This is a genomic window from Ensifer adhaerens (assembly GCF_002940685.1).
In the GTDB taxonomy this organism is placed as follows: Bacteria; Pseudomonadota; Alphaproteobacteria; order Rhizobiales; family Rhizobiaceae; genus Ensifer; species Ensifer adhaerens_E.
The window spans coordinates 56,924-74,801 of the sequence record NZ_PNFP01000017.1 but is presented as its reverse complement, the minus strand read 5'-3'; the positions used below and the strand labels follow the sequence as shown (position 1 = coordinate 74,801).

The 17,878-nt window shown below is 65.4% G+C and carries 18 protein-coding genes; 6 read left to right on the top strand and 12 right to left on the bottom strand.

What is annotated here, in order from left to right; genetic code table 11:
* Positions 1–146: 146 nt before the first annotated feature.
* Positions 147–974: an anti-sigma factor family protein gene (locus C1A35_RS28255; protein WP_104667553.1), complete on the bottom strand. Its 828-nt coding sequence runs from the start codon at positions 972–974 to the stop codon at positions 147–149.
* A 3-nt stretch (positions 975–977) separates the two neighbouring features.
* A complete protein-coding gene (locus C1A35_RS28250) occupies positions 978–1,496 on the bottom strand; it encodes an RNA polymerase sigma factor (protein ID WP_034788854.1) in 519 nt (172 codons plus the stop codon).
* A 309-nt stretch (positions 1,497–1,805) separates the two neighbouring features.
* Here C1A35_RS28250 and C1A35_RS28245 point away from each other — a divergent pair, with 309 nt between their 5' ends.
* Positions 1,806–2,801, top strand: coding sequence for a DUF3313 domain-containing protein (locus C1A35_RS28245; RefSeq protein WP_158665185.1), 996 nt, complete (start codon positions 1,806–1,808; stop codon positions 2,799–2,801).
* A gap of 70 nt (positions 2,802–2,871) precedes the next feature.
* Here the strand turns inward: C1A35_RS28245 and C1A35_RS28240 are convergent, their stop codons facing one another.
* Both C1A35_RS28240 and C1A35_RS28235 read right to left on the bottom strand, forming a co-directional pair.
* Positions 2,872–3,420, bottom strand: coding sequence for a tetratricopeptide repeat protein (locus C1A35_RS28240; protein ID WP_104667639.1), 549 nt, complete (start codon positions 3,418–3,420; stop codon positions 2,872–2,874).
* A gap of 215 nt (positions 3,421–3,635) precedes the next feature.
* Complete coding sequence (locus tag C1A35_RS28235; RefSeq protein ID WP_104667551.1) at positions 3,636–4,538, bottom strand: metallophosphoesterase family protein; 903 nt, start codon at positions 4,536–4,538, stop codon at positions 3,636–3,638.
* A 110-nt stretch (positions 4,539–4,648) separates the two neighbouring features.
* On the opposite strand from C1A35_RS28235, the gene C1A35_RS28230 reads away from it, so the two are divergent.
* Positions 4,649–5,116 (top strand): NUDIX domain-containing protein, encoded by a 468-nt coding sequence (locus C1A35_RS28230; protein ID WP_234823041.1) that lies wholly within the window; start codon positions 4,649–4,651, stop codon positions 5,114–5,116.
* Between the two features lie 33 nt (positions 5,117–5,149).
* Here the strand turns inward: C1A35_RS28230 and C1A35_RS28225 are convergent, their stop codons facing one another.
* On the bottom strand, positions 5,150–6,127 hold the full coding sequence (locus C1A35_RS28225; protein WP_104667549.1) for a glutathione S-transferase family protein: 978 nt from the start codon (positions 6,125–6,127) through the stop codon (positions 5,150–5,152).
* 260 nt (positions 6,128–6,387) lie between these two features.
* Between C1A35_RS28225 and C1A35_RS28220 the strand changes: the two genes are divergently transcribed.
* A complete protein-coding gene (locus tag C1A35_RS28220; protein ID WP_104667548.1) occupies positions 6,388–6,933 on the top strand; it encodes a GNAT family N-acetyltransferase in 546 nt (181 codons plus the stop codon).
* Positions 6,934–6,942: 9 nt separating this feature from the next.
* Here the strand turns inward: C1A35_RS28220 and C1A35_RS28215 are convergent, their stop codons facing one another.
* From C1A35_RS28215 to C1A35_RS28190, 6 genes are read right to left on the bottom strand one after another with little or no spacing between them, the layout of a single operon-like run.
* Positions 6,943–7,365, bottom strand: coding sequence for a GNAT family N-acetyltransferase (locus C1A35_RS28215; RefSeq protein WP_104667547.1), 423 nt, complete (start codon positions 7,363–7,365; stop codon positions 6,943–6,945).
* 5 nt (positions 7,366–7,370) lie between these two features.
* On the bottom strand, positions 7,371–7,850 hold the full coding sequence (locus C1A35_RS28210) for a GNAT family N-acetyltransferase (protein ID WP_199773053.1): 480 nt from the start codon (positions 7,848–7,850) through the stop codon (positions 7,371–7,373).
* Positions 7,847–9,916: a hypothetical protein gene (locus C1A35_RS28205; protein WP_104667545.1), complete on the bottom strand. Its 2,070-nt coding sequence runs from the start codon at positions 9,914–9,916 to the stop codon at positions 7,847–7,849. Before C1A35_RS28205 ends, C1A35_RS28210 begins: the two co-directional genes overlap by 4 nt.
* Before the next feature lie 10 nt (positions 9,917–9,926).
* On the bottom strand, positions 9,927–12,755 hold the full coding sequence (locus tag C1A35_RS28200) for a DUF4159 domain-containing protein (protein ID WP_104667544.1): 2,829 nt from the start codon (positions 12,753–12,755) through the stop codon (positions 9,927–9,929).
* Complete coding sequence (locus C1A35_RS28195; RefSeq protein WP_104667543.1) at positions 12,752–13,672, bottom strand: DUF58 domain-containing protein; 921 nt, start codon at positions 13,670–13,672, stop codon at positions 12,752–12,754. Before C1A35_RS28195 ends, C1A35_RS28200 begins: the two co-directional genes overlap by 4 nt.
* Before the next feature lie 3 nt (positions 13,673–13,675).
* Positions 13,676–14,689 carry an AAA family ATPase gene (locus tag C1A35_RS28190; RefSeq protein ID WP_104667542.1) on the bottom strand — a complete coding sequence of 338 codons (1,014 nt, stop codon included), beginning with the start codon at positions 14,687–14,689 and terminating at the stop codon, positions 13,676–13,678.
* Between the two features lie 275 nt (positions 14,690–14,964).
* Between C1A35_RS28190 and C1A35_RS28185 the strand changes: the two genes are divergently transcribed.
* The 3 genes from C1A35_RS28185 to C1A35_RS28175 are packed head-to-tail and all read left to right on the top strand — an operon-like array spanning position 14,965 to position 17,473.
* Complete coding sequence (locus tag C1A35_RS28185; RefSeq protein ID WP_104667541.1) at positions 14,965–15,588, top strand: DUF1285 domain-containing protein; 624 nt, start codon at positions 14,965–14,967, stop codon at positions 15,586–15,588.
* On the top strand, positions 15,585–16,217 hold the full coding sequence (locus C1A35_RS28180) for a CoA pyrophosphatase (protein WP_104667540.1): 633 nt from the start codon (positions 15,585–15,587) through the stop codon (positions 16,215–16,217). Before C1A35_RS28185 ends, C1A35_RS28180 begins: the two co-directional genes overlap by 4 nt.
* Positions 16,214–17,473 (top strand): CCA tRNA nucleotidyltransferase, encoded by a 1,260-nt coding sequence (locus C1A35_RS28175; RefSeq protein WP_104667539.1) that lies wholly within the window; start codon positions 16,214–16,216, stop codon positions 17,471–17,473. Before C1A35_RS28180 ends, C1A35_RS28175 begins: the two co-directional genes overlap by 4 nt.
* Positions 17,474–17,501: 28 nt before the next feature.
* Here the strand turns inward: C1A35_RS28175 and C1A35_RS28170 are convergent, their stop codons facing one another.
* Positions 17,502–17,687 (bottom strand): DUF1059 domain-containing protein, encoded by a 186-nt coding sequence (locus C1A35_RS28170; protein WP_104667538.1) that lies wholly within the window; start codon positions 17,685–17,687, stop codon positions 17,502–17,504.
* Between the last annotated feature and the right edge of the window lie 191 nt (positions 17,688–17,878).

Sequence of the window (17,878 nt, the reverse complement as noted above, 5' to 3'; positions counted from 1 at the left end):
GGCGCGGCCTTTTTCTGTCGGGATCTACAGCGCCGCGCGTCTTATCAGGCGCACCAAGGTCGCTGTAGAACTTTGAAATACTGCATGTTTTTGTCCTTCAATCGGCTACGATTAAAGGACACAAGCCGTAGGGACCGCCGTCGACCTCAGATCGCCGCGGCGACGCTTTCGGCGATGTCCTGCATGCCGACATGGGCAGACGGGCCGACGAGCACGAAGGAGGCGCCGCCTCTCTGCCAGGAGACCATGCCGAGATCGTCGCGGATGCTCTCGTCGAAATCGTCGGACTGAGGACCGGTCGTGCTCTTGAGGAAACAGATCGCGAAGATCTCGCCTTCGGCGCTCCGATACACCAGCTGTGCCACAGGTTTTCCGTTGGCGACCAGCAGGCGGGCGCCTTCGAAGGTCAGGCCCTTGCCCGAGAGCTGCGGGATCTTGAAGGGAACGCCGACGCTTGCGGCAAGCCAGGTCTCGATCTTCGGGGCTTCGGAGGCCGGGACCTCGACCAGATGTTCCTTCTGCCGCGAATAGATCCGGTGGTAGTCGGCGATGTCGTCGAGCCAGCCACGCGCCGCGGCGACCTCCGCCGGTTCGCTCACGCTGCTCGCCGTTCCGACGATGAAGCCGGCGCCGGCGCCCAGCAGCACCAGGGCCACCGACGCAGCAAGCATGCGCGGCCAGGCCCGCGTGTGCCTGACGGTCGCTGTCGTCGTCGCGATCCGCTCGGTTTTCGGGTTGGTCCCGGGGCCCTGCTTGATTTGCCGCACCAGAGCGAGCGGCACGGGATCGTGCAGGAAATCCTCAAAGGCGGTATCGCCGAAGCTGCTGCCGGCCTTCAGTCTCTCAAACAGCGCCTTCGCATCCTCGTCGCGGGCGAGAAGCGCGTCGAGTTCGCTTCGTTCAGCCTCGCCGATCTCGCCGTCGATATAGGCGGAGAGGCGTACTTCGAGCGCTTGACCCCTTGTCTGCTGCAACGGTCAGGCCCTCCTTTCGGTATTTTCTGAGATCATGGCCGCAAGTCTCAGGCGCGCGGTCGACAGCCTGCTCATGACGGTGCCGATCGGAATGCCGAGGATATCGGCCGTCTCGCGATAGCTATGACCTTCGACGTTGACCAGCAGGAACACGCTCGCAAGTCCCTCGGGCATCGACAGGATCATCTTCTGCAGCTGATTGGCGTAGACGGCCTTTTCCGCCGACGGTTCGATGCTGAGTTCGTCATGCCCAAGCGCATCGACGGTACCGCTGCCGGTGCGGACCTTGCGCTTGCGGATTTCGTCGACCCAGAGATTGCGCGTCATCGCGTAGACCCAGCTTTCCAGCCGGCCTTCTCCGTTCCAGAGATGGCTGCGGGTAATCGCACGCTCGCAGGCTTCCTGGACGAGGTCGTCGGCGTCGTTGGCATTGCGCGTCAGCGTCATCGCGAAACGGCGCAATTTGGGCAGCAGGCTGACCAAGTCGCGTCTGAAGTCCTTCGTTTCTGCCGCTGGACGCATTTCTCTTCCAATGGAACGTGCCGGATCATGCTTTTATTCGCCGTGCAGGGCACGAGCGGATGATATGAAACATTTGCTCCTTAGTCTGCAAGGGAAGTGCCGGAACGGAAAGCAAATTCTGCTGCTTCATGGCGCCTTTTCCCAAAAAGCTTTCGCTTGCTGGCGGCCGTTAATCGCGGGCTTCGTTACCGTTAACTGCATCGCTGCTCGGAGATCGCGTCAAAGTTCGGCCCGAATCTGACTGGACCTCATGCACAACTGCAGGTCGATGTCGGGGACACGCCAATGAACGCACAGCATTGCAAGGGCATGAGTATTGTCAGATATGTCGGGAGGCATCGTGGCCGGCGCCGTATCCGCGGTGGCGCGACCGTGATCCGCGTGGCGGCCCTGGTTCCCCTGTTTGCGGGGCTCGCGGCCTGCCAGAGCGCCGAGGTCATCGAAACGGGGTCGCTTTCCTCCTACAAGGATTTCGTTGCCAGCGACGGCCTCGTGACCAAGACCAAGTATCGGGTCGATACCGCTTCGCTGAAAACCGTCAAGACGGTGCACGTGATACCGACGACCTTTGCGGCCAACGCCAAACTCGACAAGCTCGGGGATCCGCAGAAGAAGCTGGTGGCAACGGCGATCGACCGGAAGCTGTGCGAAGCGCTGAGCGCGAACTACGATATCGTGCCGGTGTCGAAGCCGGCCGACATGGCCGTGCGTTCGGTGGTCAGCAACGTCAAGGCGACGAATGCCGTCGTTGCCGGGGTGTCGACCGTCACCTCGGCTGTCTCTCCCGTTCCCGTGCCGCGCATTCCGATCGGTCTCGGCAGCCTTTCCATGGAGGCCGAAGCCTTCGATCCAAATGGCAAGCAGATTGCGGGCCTGACATGGGCGAGGGGCGCCAACATCCTCACCAACGGCTCCCGCGCGTCGACGGCGGCCGACGCCTTCGAACTGTCAGGGGATTTCGCCGAGGATTTCAGCGCGCTCCTGGAAAAGTCGGGTGATCCGATGAAGTCCGATTTCGAGCTGCCGTCGATGAAGAACGTCAAGAACAGCGTCGCCTATGCGGTCACCGGCAAACCCACGGATCCCGATTGCGCCGTTTTCGGCAAGGGATCCGGGCTCGGCGGCATCGCCGGCGGCGCGCTCGGCCTGCCGCCGGAATGGTCGGAGAAGAAGAACGAGGCAAAGTCGATTGCGGGCGGCACCACGGGGAGTGCTGCAGACGGAGGCGCGGCCATCGGAGCTGATGCCAAGGGGACCGAGCCGAAAGGAAGCGGGCCCAAGGGAAGCCCGGCAAAGAAAACCTAGCGCCAGGCGCGCGTCGGTGGCAACTCGGATCGAGGCGGCGCCTGGCGCCGCCCGTCCTTTTGTCGCCCGATCAGTACTGGCGGATGCCGCCGAGCGACTGCAGCAGGGCGTGGTATGCCCAGGTGTTTTCGCCGCCGCGGTCGCGGATCTCGACGAGTTGCACGCGCGCTTCTTCGACGCGGCCCTGTTCGATCAGCGCCTGGCCCATGTAGGAACGGGCGAGGATGTAGTTCTCGTCGGCCTGGAGCGCGCGCTTGTAGTACTGCATGCCGAGTTCCATCCGCCCGGCCTTGCGGTTTGAATAGCCAAGATAGTTGAGCACCCGGGCGCTTTTCTGGTCCTTGACGGCGCCAAGCACTTTGATCGCGTTTTCATACTGGCCGGCATAGGCGAGTTCACGCGCCGCCTGGAACAGGATGTCGTCGCTGAGGTCACTCTTCCTGGCATTGACGCAGGCATTCTTCTTGGCGTCCCAAACCTTGCCGGCGGTGCATTCGCTGGTCGTCCTGGTTTTCTTCGGCGGTTCGCTCGTATCCTCGCCGGCCGCCATCGCCGCATGCGCCATGAAGCTGGTTGCCCCGGCTGCAAACAGGGCGAAAACGACGCTCTTGTGGTTCATCATGCCATCTCCCATTGCTGGCGCATGATCCGCGCCGGTTCAAACGACTGTGATTTCTGCATTTGCGCAGGGAGGCGGGAGCCCGCCGGCCGGCACGCCGCATGGCAGCACGCCGGAGGAGGGCGTGCTGCCATGCGGCGGCAGACCGGGGTATGACGCACCAGGGCCGGGGTTTATTCGCCCGGAGATGAACTTTTTGCGGAAGGGCCCGTGGGCTAGAAGCGCGTCGTTTCGGCGAGCGACACCGTGGTGGCGTCGTCGTTCAGGGCGTAGCGCTCGCGCGTGAGGTGCCAGTTTCCGGCTTCGCCGGCCACGGTGAACAGGTTGTAGGCGGCTGGCGGCTTGTGCCCGCCCGGTCCTTGCGAGGCCGAGGCGATGCCGACGACCGGGACTGGAGCATGCTGGCCCTTCAGCCAATAGACGGTGTTGAGGTGCGTGTGGCCGTGGATCACCAGTTCCGCGCCGCCGGACGAGATCGTCGCGGCAAAGCGGCGGATGCCGATCATGCGCTTGTGCATGGATGTCGCACCGCGGATCGGCGGATGGTGGATCATGACGATGCGGAAGAGGCCGGCCTCGCCGGCCTGGCGCAGCAGGTTGACGGTGGCGCGGGCCTGGCGCTGGCCGAAGTAGCCGCTGGCGGCAAAGGGCGGCGTGGCGACGGCGGTCGAGCAGCCGATCAGGGCCACCGGGCCGCGCACGCGCATGTAGGGAAAGCAATGGTGCCGGTCATGCCAGTGCGCCGGGGCATCGTCGCCGCGCATGTAGGGATACCAGGCGCGGGTGGTCTTCTCGTAGGCGCCCGGCACATAAGCGTCGTGGTTGCCCGGAACGATCGAGATGTTCTCCGGCTCGCCGGCATCCTCCAGCCATTCGGTCACCGTCTGGATCTCGCGCGAGGAGGCGAGGTTGACGAGATCGCCCGTCATCGCCAGATGGTCCGGATCCTTCTTCTCGATGTCGGCCAACAGGGTGTCGAGCGTGCCGGTAAAGAGATGGCGGCTGCGGTTGCGGTGCCAATTGACGAAACCGGTGATGCGCTTGGAGGCGAGTTCCCTGAGGGATAGCTCGGGCAGGGGCCCGAGGTGGACATCGGAAATATGGGCGAGTTTGAACATCGACCCCGTCTAGCGCATATTCCGGCCGAGGGGAATCAGGTCGGCCGATGAATCGCGCGCGGCCGGGACGAGGAAGGAAAAAACGTCTGGAACAGGATCGGCCACCGGAGATGCGACGCTGGTATCTCCGGCTTCTGATGCGGCTTGCACATGGCTATTACGCGCTCTCGCGCGGTATGACGATGGGCGTGCGGGCGGCCTGTTTCGATGCAAAGGGCCGCGTTTTCCTCGTGCGGCACTCCTACCTGCCGGGCTGGCACCTGCCGGGCGGGGGGCTCGACCGCGACGAGGCCTCGATCGACGGGTTGCTGCGGGAGCTGCGTGAGGAAGGAAATCTCGAAGTATCGCAGCCGCCGGTGCTGATCCAGGTCTACTACAACAGGCGCACGAGCCGGCGCGACCATGTGGTCTTCTACCGTTGCGACGGCGTCAGCCAGAGCGCGCCGAAGACGCCGGACCTGGAAATCGCCGCAAGCGGCTTCTTCGCGCTCGACGCGCTGCCGGATGACACCACGCCGGCGACACGCCGCCGGCTGGCGGAACTCGCCGGCAGCGCAGCCGTCGATCGCTACTGGTAGGCGCGACCGACCGCCGCCCGTTTCGCCTGAGACTTACAGCGCCTCGCGCCCGTGCGGGGCGGTGAGGTCGAGTTCTGGCCCCACTGGCACGACGCCCGTCGGGTTGATGGTGGCGTGGCTGCGGTAGTAGTGCTCCTTGATGTGGCGCATGTCGACCGTCTCGGCCACGCCCGGCACCTGATAGAGCTCCCGGAGATAGCCTTGAAGGTTCGGATAGTCGGCGATCCGGCGGATGTTGCACTTGAAGTGGCCGACATAGACAGGGTCGAAGCGCACCAGCGTCGTAAACAGCCGCCAGTCGGCCTCGGTAAGGCGGTTGCCGGTCAGGTAGCGGTTTGAGCCGAGACGCTCTTCCAGCTTGTCGAGCCGGGCAAAGAGGGAGGTGACGCTTTCCTCATAGGCGGTCTGCGTGGTGGCAAAGCCCGCCTTGTAGACGCCGTTGTTGACGTCGTTGTAGACGTCGGTGTTCATCGCATCGATCTCGCCGCGCTGCTCTTCCGGGTAGAAATCGAGCGTCGAGCCGGTGAGGTGATCGAAGGCGGAGTTGAACATCCGGATGATCTCGGAGGATTCATTCGAGACGATGGTGTTCTGCTTCTTGTCCCAGAGAACAGGCACGGTCACGCGGCCGGAATAGTTGGCGTCGGCGCGGGTATAGACCTGCCACAGCGCCTTCGATCCGAAGAGATGGTCGCCAGTGCCGATGCCGCCGTCCTTGAACTCCCAACCCTGGGTGAGCATCAGCGGATCGACCACCGAGACCGAGATCAGGTCCTCGAGTTTCTTCAGCTTGCGGAAGATCAGCGTGCGGTGCGCCCAGGGACAGGCAAGCGAAACATAGAGGTGGTAGCGCCCGGCCTCGGCCTTGAAACCGGCATCACCGCTCGGGCCGGCCGATCCGTCCGCCGTTACCCAGTTGCGGAACTGCGAGGCGCTGCGCTTGAAATGGCCGTTCGTTGCCACCGTGTCGTACCAGACGTCCTGCCAGACGCCATCCACCAACCTGCCCATGGGACAAACTCCTTCGTGATCGTTGCTCCCATAGATAGCGCTTCCAGCGGCATTCGATAGGTGGCGAAATCGGAACAGTGCGTTTTAGGCTTTGACAGAGAGCAAATTTCTGCTATCGGCGATCTCATAGCTTTTTTCGTGTCTGGAAGAATCCACACAGATGATGTTCTCGGGAAACCTGCGACGACGCTGATGCTGCCAACGCCCCCTGCGGGCGAAGCCATCCCTATGTCCGTTCGCATGCCTGGTTTCTCGATCCCATGAAAAAGCACGATCTCGTCTATCTGACCGAAGACGCGTCCCACGACGCAGCCATCGAAATCATCAACGAAGAAGCCTTCGGCCCCGGCCGGTTTGCCCGGGCGGCCGCGCGCATCCGCGAGCAGGGGCCGCATGACCGGTCGCTCTCCTTCATCTGCGCCGACAATGGCGAGACGATCGCATCGGTCCGGATGACGCCGGTCATGGCCGGTTCGGTCAAGGGCCACCTGCTCGGACCGCTCGCCGTCAGGCCGTCGCACAAGAACATGGGCATCGGGCGGGAGCTTGTGCGCATCGCGATCGAGGCCGCGCGGCGGAAGGGTTCGCAAGCGGTGATCCTCGTCGGTGATCCGCCCTATTATCAGCCGCTCGGCTTCGAGAAGGTGCGCTACGCCGCACTCGAATTCCCGGGGCCGGTCGACCCGGCGCGGGTGCTCGTCGTGCCGATGGCCGAAGGCGTGCATGCCGGGCTTTCGGGCGTCATCGGCTGGCGGGATGATGCGGCGGCATGCGATGTCCCGCTCGAACTGCCGCTTGCCGTCTGAAGCTGAGCACTATCGCGCGACGAGCGACTTCTTCAGAAACACCCGGGTTCGGCCGACGGGATAATCCGGCAGCTCGCCGAAGGCCTCGTAGCCCTGGCGCTCATAGGCGCGCCGGGCCTGCGGGTTGAAAGTGTCGATGTAGGCGCCATGGCAGCCGCGCTTTTGCGCTTCGTCCTCGGCGGCCTGAAGCAGCTTGCCGGCAAGCCCCTGGCCACGAAGGTCCTCAGGCAACCACAGCCACTGCACGAACAGCCAGCCGCGGCCGGTGTAACCGTTCAAGCCACCGCGCGCTCCGTTTGCCTCGGGGCCGCCGACAAGAACGGCGAGCGGGCGTCGCTGCGACGGGCCGACATCGGCAGTATTGAAGGCGTTAAGACTGTTGCCGATTGTCTCGAGCGCCTCGGGTGGCGGGGTATCGGTGACGACGAACATGGATCTTACTTTTCGGCGCGGCGCATGCTGAAGACATCGAGGCGATCCTCGCCGACATCCTTCTCGTCGAGCCGCCAGCCGAGGCGTTCGTAGAAGGAACGCTTTCCCGCAAGGGCGCAGAGGTGCACGGCCTCGGCGCCCTTGTCGAGCGCTGCGTGTGCCGCCTTCAGCACGATGTCGCCGCCGATGCCTGCCCCGCGGAATGGCGGATCGACCCAGACGGCGGCGACCCAGGGGGTGAGGTCCGGGCGTTCTTCGAGGTCGGAGGCAATCACCGAGGCGGTGCCGACGAAACGGTCGCCGGCATGCGCCACCAGGCACAGCTGCTCGGCGTCGTCGGAAAGGCTCTCCTGAAGCAGCTCGGCAATGTGTTCCAGCGGAAAGCCATTCGGCTCCCACCAGGCGCGCCAGATGCGGTCGGCCACGGGATCGAAGAAATGCGGCGCGTCGCGAAGATCGCTGACGGTAATGGTCTGATCGGTCATCGTCCCTCGCGATACCAAGTGGCGGAAATCAGCAGCAGCAGTGCTGCAAGGCCAAGGAAGCCGGTAAACAGCGGCACCGAATTGACGCCCTTCAGCACGGTTTCGTCGGTCATGCGGATCGAGAGCCGCTGGTCGTCGGCCGAGCGGATCGAGCCCCTGACCGGCAGCACCGTCGGCAGATCGAGCGGCCCTTCGGCGCTTGCGAGGCGCCGTACGATGCCCTTGGTCTTTTCCGCCCAGGGGCGCAGCTTGTCCTCGGTCGAGATCGCCGCCTTGAATTCAGGGGCGTTCGGGTCGCCGACATGGGCAAGCGCGGTCAGTTCGCCGTTCGACATCTCGAACAGCCCTGTTTCAGTCGTGGCGACTTCGGCCGAATAGAGGCCCGGCTGGCGTTCGGTCAGCTTGATCTCCTGCTTCTGGCCGGAGGGAGCGACCAGCGTCACCGGCCCCGGATCGCCGTCGATCGTCTGGCGGGTGATTTCGAGCGTTCGGCCACGCGCGCGCGCCGTCAGCGCCTCTTCTTCGAGCGAAGGCTCCTGCATCAGCCAATGGGCGGTGCGGCGATAGAGCGACACATGCGGGCCGCCGCCTTCGAAGCCGCGGGCCCAGAGCCAGCCCTGGTCGGAGAGCAGCATGGCGACGCGGCCCTTGCCGACGCGGTTGAGCACCAGCAGCGGCTTGCCGTCGGCTGCCTGCATCACCGTGTGGCCCTGCGGCCTGTCGACGTCGACGGTGCGGAACCAGCGGCCCCAATGCGGCGGCTCGCTGTCGGAGCCTTCGAGCCCGCGGGTCACCGGATGCTTCTTTCCCTCCTCGGACAGACGGGGGAAGAAGGCCTTTTCGTTCATGACGCCCGTGGGTGCCGCCGGCAGCACCGCCGAGAGCGGCGTTGCGGCGATGGAATCGTCGCCGGCATGTTCGGGACCGGCCGCGATCAGCAGCGCGCCGCCGTTCTCCACATATTGCGCGATGTTGTCGTAGTAGAGGATCGGCAACAGGCCGCGGTGCTGGTAGCGGTCGAGGATGATCAGGTCGAACTCGTTGATCTTGTCGACGAAGAGTTCGCGTGTCGGGAAGGCGATCAGCGACAGTTCGTTGATCGGCGTGCCGTCCTGTTTTTCCTGCGGACGCAGAATGGTGAAGTGCACGAGGTCGACGGCGGCGTCGGACTTCAGCAGATTGCGCCAGGCGCGTTCGCCGGCATGCGGTTCGCCGGAAACCAGGAGGACGCGCAGGTTCTCGCGGATGCCGTCGAGCACGTGAACCGCGCGGTTGTTGGCCGTCGTCACTTCGCCGGGAACGGCATCGACGGCAAATTCAAGCACGTTGTTGCCGCCGCGCGGAACGTTGAAGGTGAAGGGAATGTCGGTGCCGGGCTCGGCCCGTTCGCGGGCGATCTCGTTGCCGTTGAGGCGGATCGTCACCTCGGCGCTGCCGCCGGGAGCCGCACCATCGTCGACGACGCGGAACGAGAGCTTTTGTTCCTCGCCGACGATGCCGAAGCGCGGCGGGTTGATCAGCTCGACACGCCGGTCGAACTCATCGGGCTTGCCGGTGATCAGCCCGTGAACCGGCGCATCGAAGCCGAGCGCGCGGCTGACATCGGGCACGTCGTGGATCTGGCCGTCGGTGACGAAGATGGCGCCGCCGATGCGCGCCGGCGGAACGTCCGAGAGCGAGGAGGCGAGCGCCGAGAAGAGATTGGTCGATGGCGAGACGTTTGCCGGATCGGTCTTTGCCTCGATGATGCGGGGTTCGATCAGCGGTATCGCTGCCAGCCGCTCCTTCAGGCCCTCGACGGCGCGGTCGGTCTGCGCGGTGCGGTCGCCGTTCTGCTGGCTCTGACTGCGGTCGACGACGACCGCGACGATGGTCGAGAGCGGATCGCGCAGCTCCACGAAAATGGAGGGATTGGCGATCGCCAGCCCGAGCGCTGCAAGTGCGGCCAGACGCAGCCATGCGCCGCGCACCTTCTGCCAGAGGCCATAGGCGATGAACAGCGCCGCGATTGCCAGGAGCGGGGCGAAGTAGATCCACGGAAGCAGTGGGGCAAAGCCATAGGTCATCGATCGGCCCTCACTGTCCAAGCCTTTGCAGGAGGTCCGGCACGTGAACCTGGTCGGCCTTGTAGTTGCCCGTCAGCATATACATCATGATGTTGACGCCGGACCGGTAGGCATATTCGCGTTGCATCTCGTCCGGCGGCACCGTCGGCAACAGCGGCGCACCGTTGACGTCCACGGCCCAGGCTCCGGCAAAGTCGTTGCCGGTGATCATGATCGGGGTGACGCCGTCACCGCCACGCACCGGGCGGTTGCCCCGGTCCTCATCGCCATTGGGGGCTGCCTCCACCCAGAGCTGGCTCTCCGCGTAGCGTCCGGGGAAGTTCGAAAGCAGGTAGAAGGCTTTGGTCAGCACGTGGTCGGAGGGCACCGGCTCCAAGGGCGGAATATCGAGCCCGCTCAGCATTGCCTGCAGGCGCTGCACGTTGGGGCTATCGCCGGCGGCTGACGGCGTCAGCGAAGAGAACTGGTCGCGCGTGTCGAAGAGCACGGTGCCGCCGTTGCGCATATAGGCGTCGATCCGGCTCATGACCCGGCTGCTCGGCATTGGGGCGGTGGCCGAAACCGGCCAGTAGATGATCGGATAGAAGGCCAGCTCGTCCTGTTCGAGGTCGACGCCGACGGGGGCGCCCGGTTCCAGCGCCGTCCGGTAGGTCAGGTAGTTGCTGAGGCCGATGAGGCCCTGCTCGGAAAGCCGGTCGACCTCCGCTTCGCCGGTCATGACATAGGCGAGATGAGTGGTGTCCAGCCGCTGCAGCGTCTGCTCGTCGCTCGGCTGGCTGTCCTGCGCATAGGCGGTCACTGGGGCGAGTGCGGCCACAAGGCCGAGCGTCGCAAGACCGACGGTCGCAACCAGGGCTGCGGCTGCAGCGCCGCGGCTCGTACGGCGACGCAACCCGGCAAGACCACCGGCCATGTAGAGCACGATCAGCGTGTCGAGCACGAAGAGCGCCAGTGCCAGCCCGAAGAGATAGGGCCGGATCGAGAAGGGCCGGGCGCCCTCCAGTCCTTCGGCCCGCGCCCCAACGAGATTGCCTGCTATCGGGGTGAGTGTACCGCCGTCGGGCAGAAGATTGTTGGCGACGAAACCTTCTTCCGAACCATAGAGGCCGGGCGGCGTGTCGGCGGAAACCTTCGGGGCTACCCCGGGCGCTATTTCGAGCGGCCGGGCGCTGCCGGTATCACCGGTCAGTTCGCCGCGGGCACTCACCAGGCGATAGGGGGGCAGCGTCTGCGCCTTGCTCGGCTGATCGCCGGCAACGCCGCCGGCACGCGAAAGCTGTATTGAGCGGCGCAGCATGTCGACGAAAGAGCCCGAGATCGGCAGGTTGGACCAGTTCGGATCGGCGCTCACATGGAAGAGCACGATGCGTCCGCGTCCGCGCTCGGCGGTCGTGACCAGCGGTGTGCCGTCGGCGAGGTTGGCCCAGGTCCGCTCCGTGAGATCGGGCGTCGGCTGCGCCAGAACCTGGCGCTTCACCAGCACGTCGCGCGGGCGTTCCAGGCCGGCAAAGGGGCTCAAGGACGGGTAGTCGGCAAGTGGCTGCGGTTCCGACCAGGAGAGCGCGCCATCGAGCGTGCGTTCGCCCTGCCGGAGCACGACCGGTACGAGCGGATCGTCGGCGGGCGCGCCGGCGAGCCTCGGGCCGGCGAAGCGCACCAGCATGCCGCCATTTTCCAGCCAGCGCGTGACCAGCGGGTAGCTTTCGTCCGGCAGACGGCCGACGTCGGCCATGACGAGGATCGACGGGTTTTGCGCCAGAAGCTCGGCGATTGCCTTGCCGATCGCCTCTTCGCGGGGCTCGATCAGGTCGGCATGCGGTTCCAGCGCACGCTTGATGTAGTAGAGCGGCGAAAGCAGCGGCTGCGACTGGTGAACCTCACCGCTGAGCAGGGCCACCCGGCGTCGGCGGTTGCCGTCGTCCAGCAGGTGAACGCCGCCGGCCGTCGCCTGCCCTTCGATCGTCAGGCGCGCGAAGTCGTTGCGCAGCTCGAACGGCGCCTTCAGCAGTGCATCGGCGCTGGTCGCACCCGTCGCGAAGCGAAGCTCGCCCTCGGCGATCGCCGTGCCGCGAATGTCACGGGCGAGCACGTAATAGGCGCGCGGCTCGCCGAGCGGCAGGCGCGAGGCGGTGACCCGCATTCCGTCGTTTTCGTTGGTCGCGGCGGTCAGCGCGATGGCGCTTTCCGCATTGCCTTCGACGCGGCGGACATTCGCAGCACCAAGTTCCGCGATCTTCTGCATGGTCCCGCCATCCGAAGCTTCGATGCCGTCGCTCAAGAAGGCAAGGGTGCCGGGCGGAGAACCGGCGAGGGCGGCCTTCATGGCCGCGAGCGCCAGCCCGCGTTCCGCCGGCAGCGGTTGCGGCTGGGCGGCGGCCAGACGGTCGCGCGCCGTGGCGGCGGAAGCGGGCGTCGCGTCGTGCTGTCGGTCGGTGGTAAAGACGATCGAGACCGGAAGCTCCTTGGCTTCCGCATCGTCGATCAGGGCATTGGCGGCTTCGACCCGCTGGTTCCAGTCGCTGACGGTCGCCCAGCTGTTGTCGATGACGAGCGCGAGTGGACCGGCTGATGACAGCGTATTCTGCCGTGGGTTGATCACGGGATCGGCGATGGCGAGGATCAGCGCGGCGGCCATCAGCATGCGCAAGAGCGTCAGCCACCACGGGCTTTGCGCCGGGGTCTCCTCGCGTTTCATCACCGACGCAAGGATGCGCAGCGGCGGGAAGACTTCGGCCGCCGGCCTCGGCGGCGTCATGCGCAACAGCCACCAGATGACCGGAAGGACGACCAGGGCGGCCAGGATGGCCGGATTGGTGAAGAGGAAGGCAAGGCCGCTCATAGCTGGCCCCCGTGGGTTGCCCGTCCCGGCATGCCCGAAAGATAGGTATGCACGGCGACGAGCGCCTCGGAGGCGGGCCGGTCGGTCCTGTGCGGGGTGAAAGTCCAGCCGAGATGACGGAGCGTCACGCCGAGCGTGTCGCGGCGGCCGACATAGGCGCGCTGGTAGTCTTCACGCAGCGTTTCGGCGCGGCCGGCGGTCAGCTTCTCGCCGGTCTCCGGGTCGGTGAATTCGGTCCGGCCGGAATAGGGAAATACTTCCTCGGCGGGGTCGGCGATCTCGACCACATGGCCGCGCAAGCCGCGGCGCGCCAGCGGGCCGAGGCGCTCCATGATTTTTTCCGCCGGATCGAGGAAATCGCCGATCAGCACCAGATCGCTGGCGCTGCGGATCATTCCGGTCTCGGGAAGGCCCTCGGCGAGCGGGCTCAGCATGATCGCGGTCGCCAGCCGTTCGGCGGCGTTGCGGGCCGAGATCGGTTCCATGATGCCGGGGCAACCGATGCGCTCGCCGGAGCGCGCAAGAATTTCGGCGAGCGCCAGCATCAGCACGAGCGCGCGGCTCTCCTTGGAGACCGTGCCGAGCGTCGATTTGTACATCATCGACGGCGAAAGATCGGCCCAGAGCCAGATGGTGTGCGCGGCCTCCCATTCGCGGTCGCGGACATAGGTATGGTCGTCGCGGGCAGAACGTCGCCAGTCGATGCGCGACATGCTCTCGCCGTCCGAATAGGGCCGGAACTGCCAGAAATTCTCGCCGATGCCGCGCTTGCGCCGGCCGTGCCAGCCGGAGATCACCGTGTTGGCGATCCGTCGCGCCTCGACCAGGCAATCGGGAACGAGCATGGCGCGCTGCTGCGCGCGTGAAAGCACTTCACTGGCGGGAGTACGCGAGACTATGTGCCCGACGGTGGCCATGCGTCAGCCTCTGGCCTGCTTCACCAGGTCGGCGATGACGTCGCGCACGGTCATGCCTTCGGCACGGGCGGCGAAGGTCAGCGCCATGCGGTGCTGCAGCACGGGTTCGGCAAGCGCCAGGATGTCGTCGATCGACGGCGCCAGGCGGCCATCGTAGAGCGCGCGGGCGCGGGCGCAGAGCATCAGCGCCTGTCCGGCGCGGGGGCCCGGGCCCCAGGCGACGTTCTTGTCGGTGGCGGCATTGCCGTTGCCAGGGCGGGCGGAGCGCACCAGCGACAGGATCGCATCGACCACCTTTTCGCCGACCGGCATCTGGCGGATGAGGCTCTGGATCTGCTGCAGCCGCGCGGCATCGATCACCGGATGGGCGGTCGCTTCGCCGACGCCCGTCGTTTCGAGCAGGATCTGCCGTTCTGCGGCAATGTCCGGATAGCCGACATCGACCTGCATCAGGAAGCGGTCGAGCTGTGCCTCGGGCAGGGGATAGGTGCCTTCCTGCTCAAGCGGGTTCTGGGTCGCGAGCACGTGGAAGGGGGCCGGCAGGTCCTTGCGCGCGCCGGCAACGGTGATGTGGTACTCCTGCATCGCCTGCAGCAGCGCCGATTGGGTGCGCGGCGATGCGCGGTTGATTTCGTCGGCCATCAGCAATTGCGTGAAGATCGGGCCGGGCACGAAGCGGAACGAGCGACGGCCGCTTGCATCCTGGTCCATCACTTCGGAACCGAGAATGTCCGACGGCATCAGGTCGGGCGTGAACTGCACGCGGCTGGAATCAAGCCCGAGCACGGTGCCGAGCGTGGCGACGAGCTTCGTCTTGGCAAGGCCCGGAACGCCGACGAGCAGCGCGTGACCGCCGGACAGGACCGCAAGCAGGGTCTGCTCGACCACGCTTTCCTGGCCGAAGATGACCTTGCCGACTTCCGCACGCACCTGGGCGATTTCGCCCAGCGCACTTTCGGCCGCAGCGACAATCGCCTTCTCGTCGACCGCGTCCGCCGCGCCCTTCATCACACTCATGGTCATACTCCCCGGTCGCCCGTTGTTAAACCGAATCGCCCCTACAGCGCCGCGCGTCCTTATAGGGCGCGCCAGGCTCGCTGTAACATTTTGAACCGCCGCCTGATTTCTGTCCTCAGATCGATCCCGATTTAAGGAATCATGCGGTGGCCGGGATTTCAGTCGCCAAAATCCAATTTAGACCCTGCCGGACGGCTGACAAGTCGGCGCCGACGCACTATCTCGTGAGATATCAAAGGTCTCGATGCAAAATCGAGGTCAAACGGGACGGAACAATGGCAGAAGCCGAAATTCAGCGAACCGGCGATGCGGCCGGACTGGCGGCCCTGATTGCACGCGCCGCCGGGCAGACCGGCGAAAAAGCGCGCGGCCTGCCGCCGGTGGACCGCTGGAATCCGCCGTTCTGCGGCGACATCGACATGGAGATCCGCGCCGACGGCACCTGGTTCTACCTGGGCACGCCGATCGGCCGGCAGCCTTTGGTGCGGCTGTTTTCCACCGTCCTGCGCAAGGATGAGGACGGGCATACCTATCTCGTCACGCCTGTGGAAAAGGTCGGCATCCGCATCGTCGACGCACCTTTCGTCGCCGTCGAGATGAGCGTGACCGAGGGGGAGGAGGGCCAGGTCCTGACCTTCCGCACCAATGTCGGCGACGTGGTCGAAGCCGGGCCGGACCATGCTCTGCGCTTCGTCATCCACGGCGAGAACCGCGAGCTGAAGCCGTATCTGCATGTGCGCGGACGGCTGGAGGCCCTGGTGTCGCGGCCGGTGATGTACGACATCGTCGAACTCGGCGAGACGGTCGCGATCGACGGTACGGAGATGTTCTGCGTGCGCTCGGGCGGCGCCGTCTTCCCGATCATGCCGGCCGCCGAACTGGAAGCGCTTTCCCTATGAATTCGCATCCCTTTTCCGCCGATGAGTTTCGCCGCCGGGCGCTGACCCAGATGGGCGGGCCGATCGAGACCTCCTGGCGAGAGCACGGCGACTTCCTGCTCAATCCGGGCATCGTGCCCTATCTGGAGACGCTGAAGCTCAAGGACGCGGCGGTTCTCGTCCCTGTGGTCGATGACGGCGACGACGCGACCGTTATCCTGACGCAACGCACGACCAGCCTGCGCAAGCATTCCGGCCAGGTCGCCTTCCCGGGCGGCGCGGTCGATCCCGAGGATCGGTCGGTCGAGGTGGCGGCGCTGCGCGAGGCGCAGGAGGAGATCGGGCTCGATCCGCGCTTTGTCGAAACCATCGGCCGGCTTCCGCACTACATGGCCATGTCCGGTTTTCGCATTACCCCGGTGCTGGCGGTGGTCAAGCCCGGTTTCGAACTCGTGCCCAACCCGGAAGAGGTCGAAAGCGTCTTCGAGGTGCCGCTGTCCTTCCTGATGAACCCCGGCAATCACGATCGCGGCAGCGGCCACTGGCAGGGGGAGGAACGGCATTTCTACCGGATGCCCTATGGTGGCCGCAACATCTGGGGTATCACCGCCGGAATTCTGCGCATGCTCTATGAAAGGCTTTATGCATGACCTCGGTTGCTGGCGAAGGCTGGTTCTCGACGCCCTCCCTGCGTCGCGTCTTCGATGTGCTCAATGTCGATGGCGGCGAAGTCCGGGTCGTCGGCGGTGCGGTGCGCAACAGCCTAATGGGGCTGCCGGCCGGCGATATCGACATGGCGACGACCTGGCGCCCGGAGGACGTTTCCGAGCGAGCAAGGGCCGCCGGCATCAAGGTGGTGCCGACGGGCATCGACCACGGCACGGTGACGCTCGTCATCGACGGCACGCCCTATGAGGTGACGACACTACGCCGCGACGTTGCAACCGACGGCCGCCGCGCGGAGGTCGCCTTCGGCAGCGACTGGAAGGCCGACGCTGAGCGACGGGATTTCACCATCAACGCGCTCTATGCCAACGATCGCGGCGAGGTCTTCGACGATGTCGGCGGTCTCGCCGATATCGAGACCCGCACGCTGCGCTTCATCGGCGATGCCTCCGAACGGGTCGCCGAGGACTATCTGCGCATCCTGCGCTTCTTCCGCTTCTTCGCCCATTACGGCCGCGGTCGGCCGGATGCAGATGGCCTGCGCGCCTGCGCCCGTGCGCGCTCGAAGCTTGCAACCCTTTCGGCCGAGCGGGTCTGGGCGGAAACAAAGAAGCTGCTTTCGGCGGAGGATCCGGGCCGCGCGCTGCTCTGGATGCGCCAGGCCGGCGTGCTCACCGAAATCCTGCCGGAAACGGAAAAATGGGGCATCGACGCGATCCCGGATATCGTCGCGGCAGAGCGGGCCTTTGGCTGGAAACCCGATCCGCTTCTGCGGCTCTCTGCGATCGTGCCGCCGGACGGGGAGCGGCTCGAGGCGATGGCGGAGCGCCTGCGTCTGTCGAAGGCCGAAGCCGCCTATTTCAGCCGCTGGGTCAAGGCGCCGGCGGTCGCAGCGACGACCGTCGATACCGCGTTCGACCGTCTGCTCTATCGTCATGGCGTGGAAGGCATTGTCGTCGGCTTGCGGCTGGCGCTGGCGACGGCGCGCCGAAAATCGGAAGGCGACCCGGCGCTTTTGTCCGAGACCGCCTCGCTGCGCCGCCTGCTGGCGCGGGCCGAGGCCTTCAAGCGGCCGAGCTTCCCCTTGAATGGCGGTGACGTGCTGAAGGCGGGCGTGCCGGCCGGCCCGCGGGTGGGCGAGATCCTCGGCGAACTGGAAAACCTCTGGGTCGAGCGCAACTTCACCCTCGACCGGGCAAACCTCGTCGCCCGGCTCGAAGCGATGGTGCAGCCGGATTGATCGGACGGCTGTGCCGTCTCGAGGACGGTCAAGCCGCCTTGGATTCGTCCACGATCCGGGCCTTGATGTTGTCGATCATGTTTTCGCGGATGACGGTTTCGCCGTGCGTTTCGCGCATGTGTTCGACGACCCGGCGGACGATTTCGGCATCGTTGTCGGCGCGGGTGTGCCATTCGCAACCCGGGACGAGGGAACCGCATTCAAACAGGCGCATGGTTGCTTCCTTCCCTGTGTAAGTTTGATGCGAGCGCGCGGCGCGCTGGTCGGGCGACCGCACGGTTAGAATAGCATGAACCCTGCGTGCGGCGAATTTGTTCCAGCGCCCGCAGCGAGAAGAAAGCGTTATCGACAAGCGCGCCGATGGTGATATGGGTTTGCGGTAACAAGAGACGCAAAGGCCCTTTT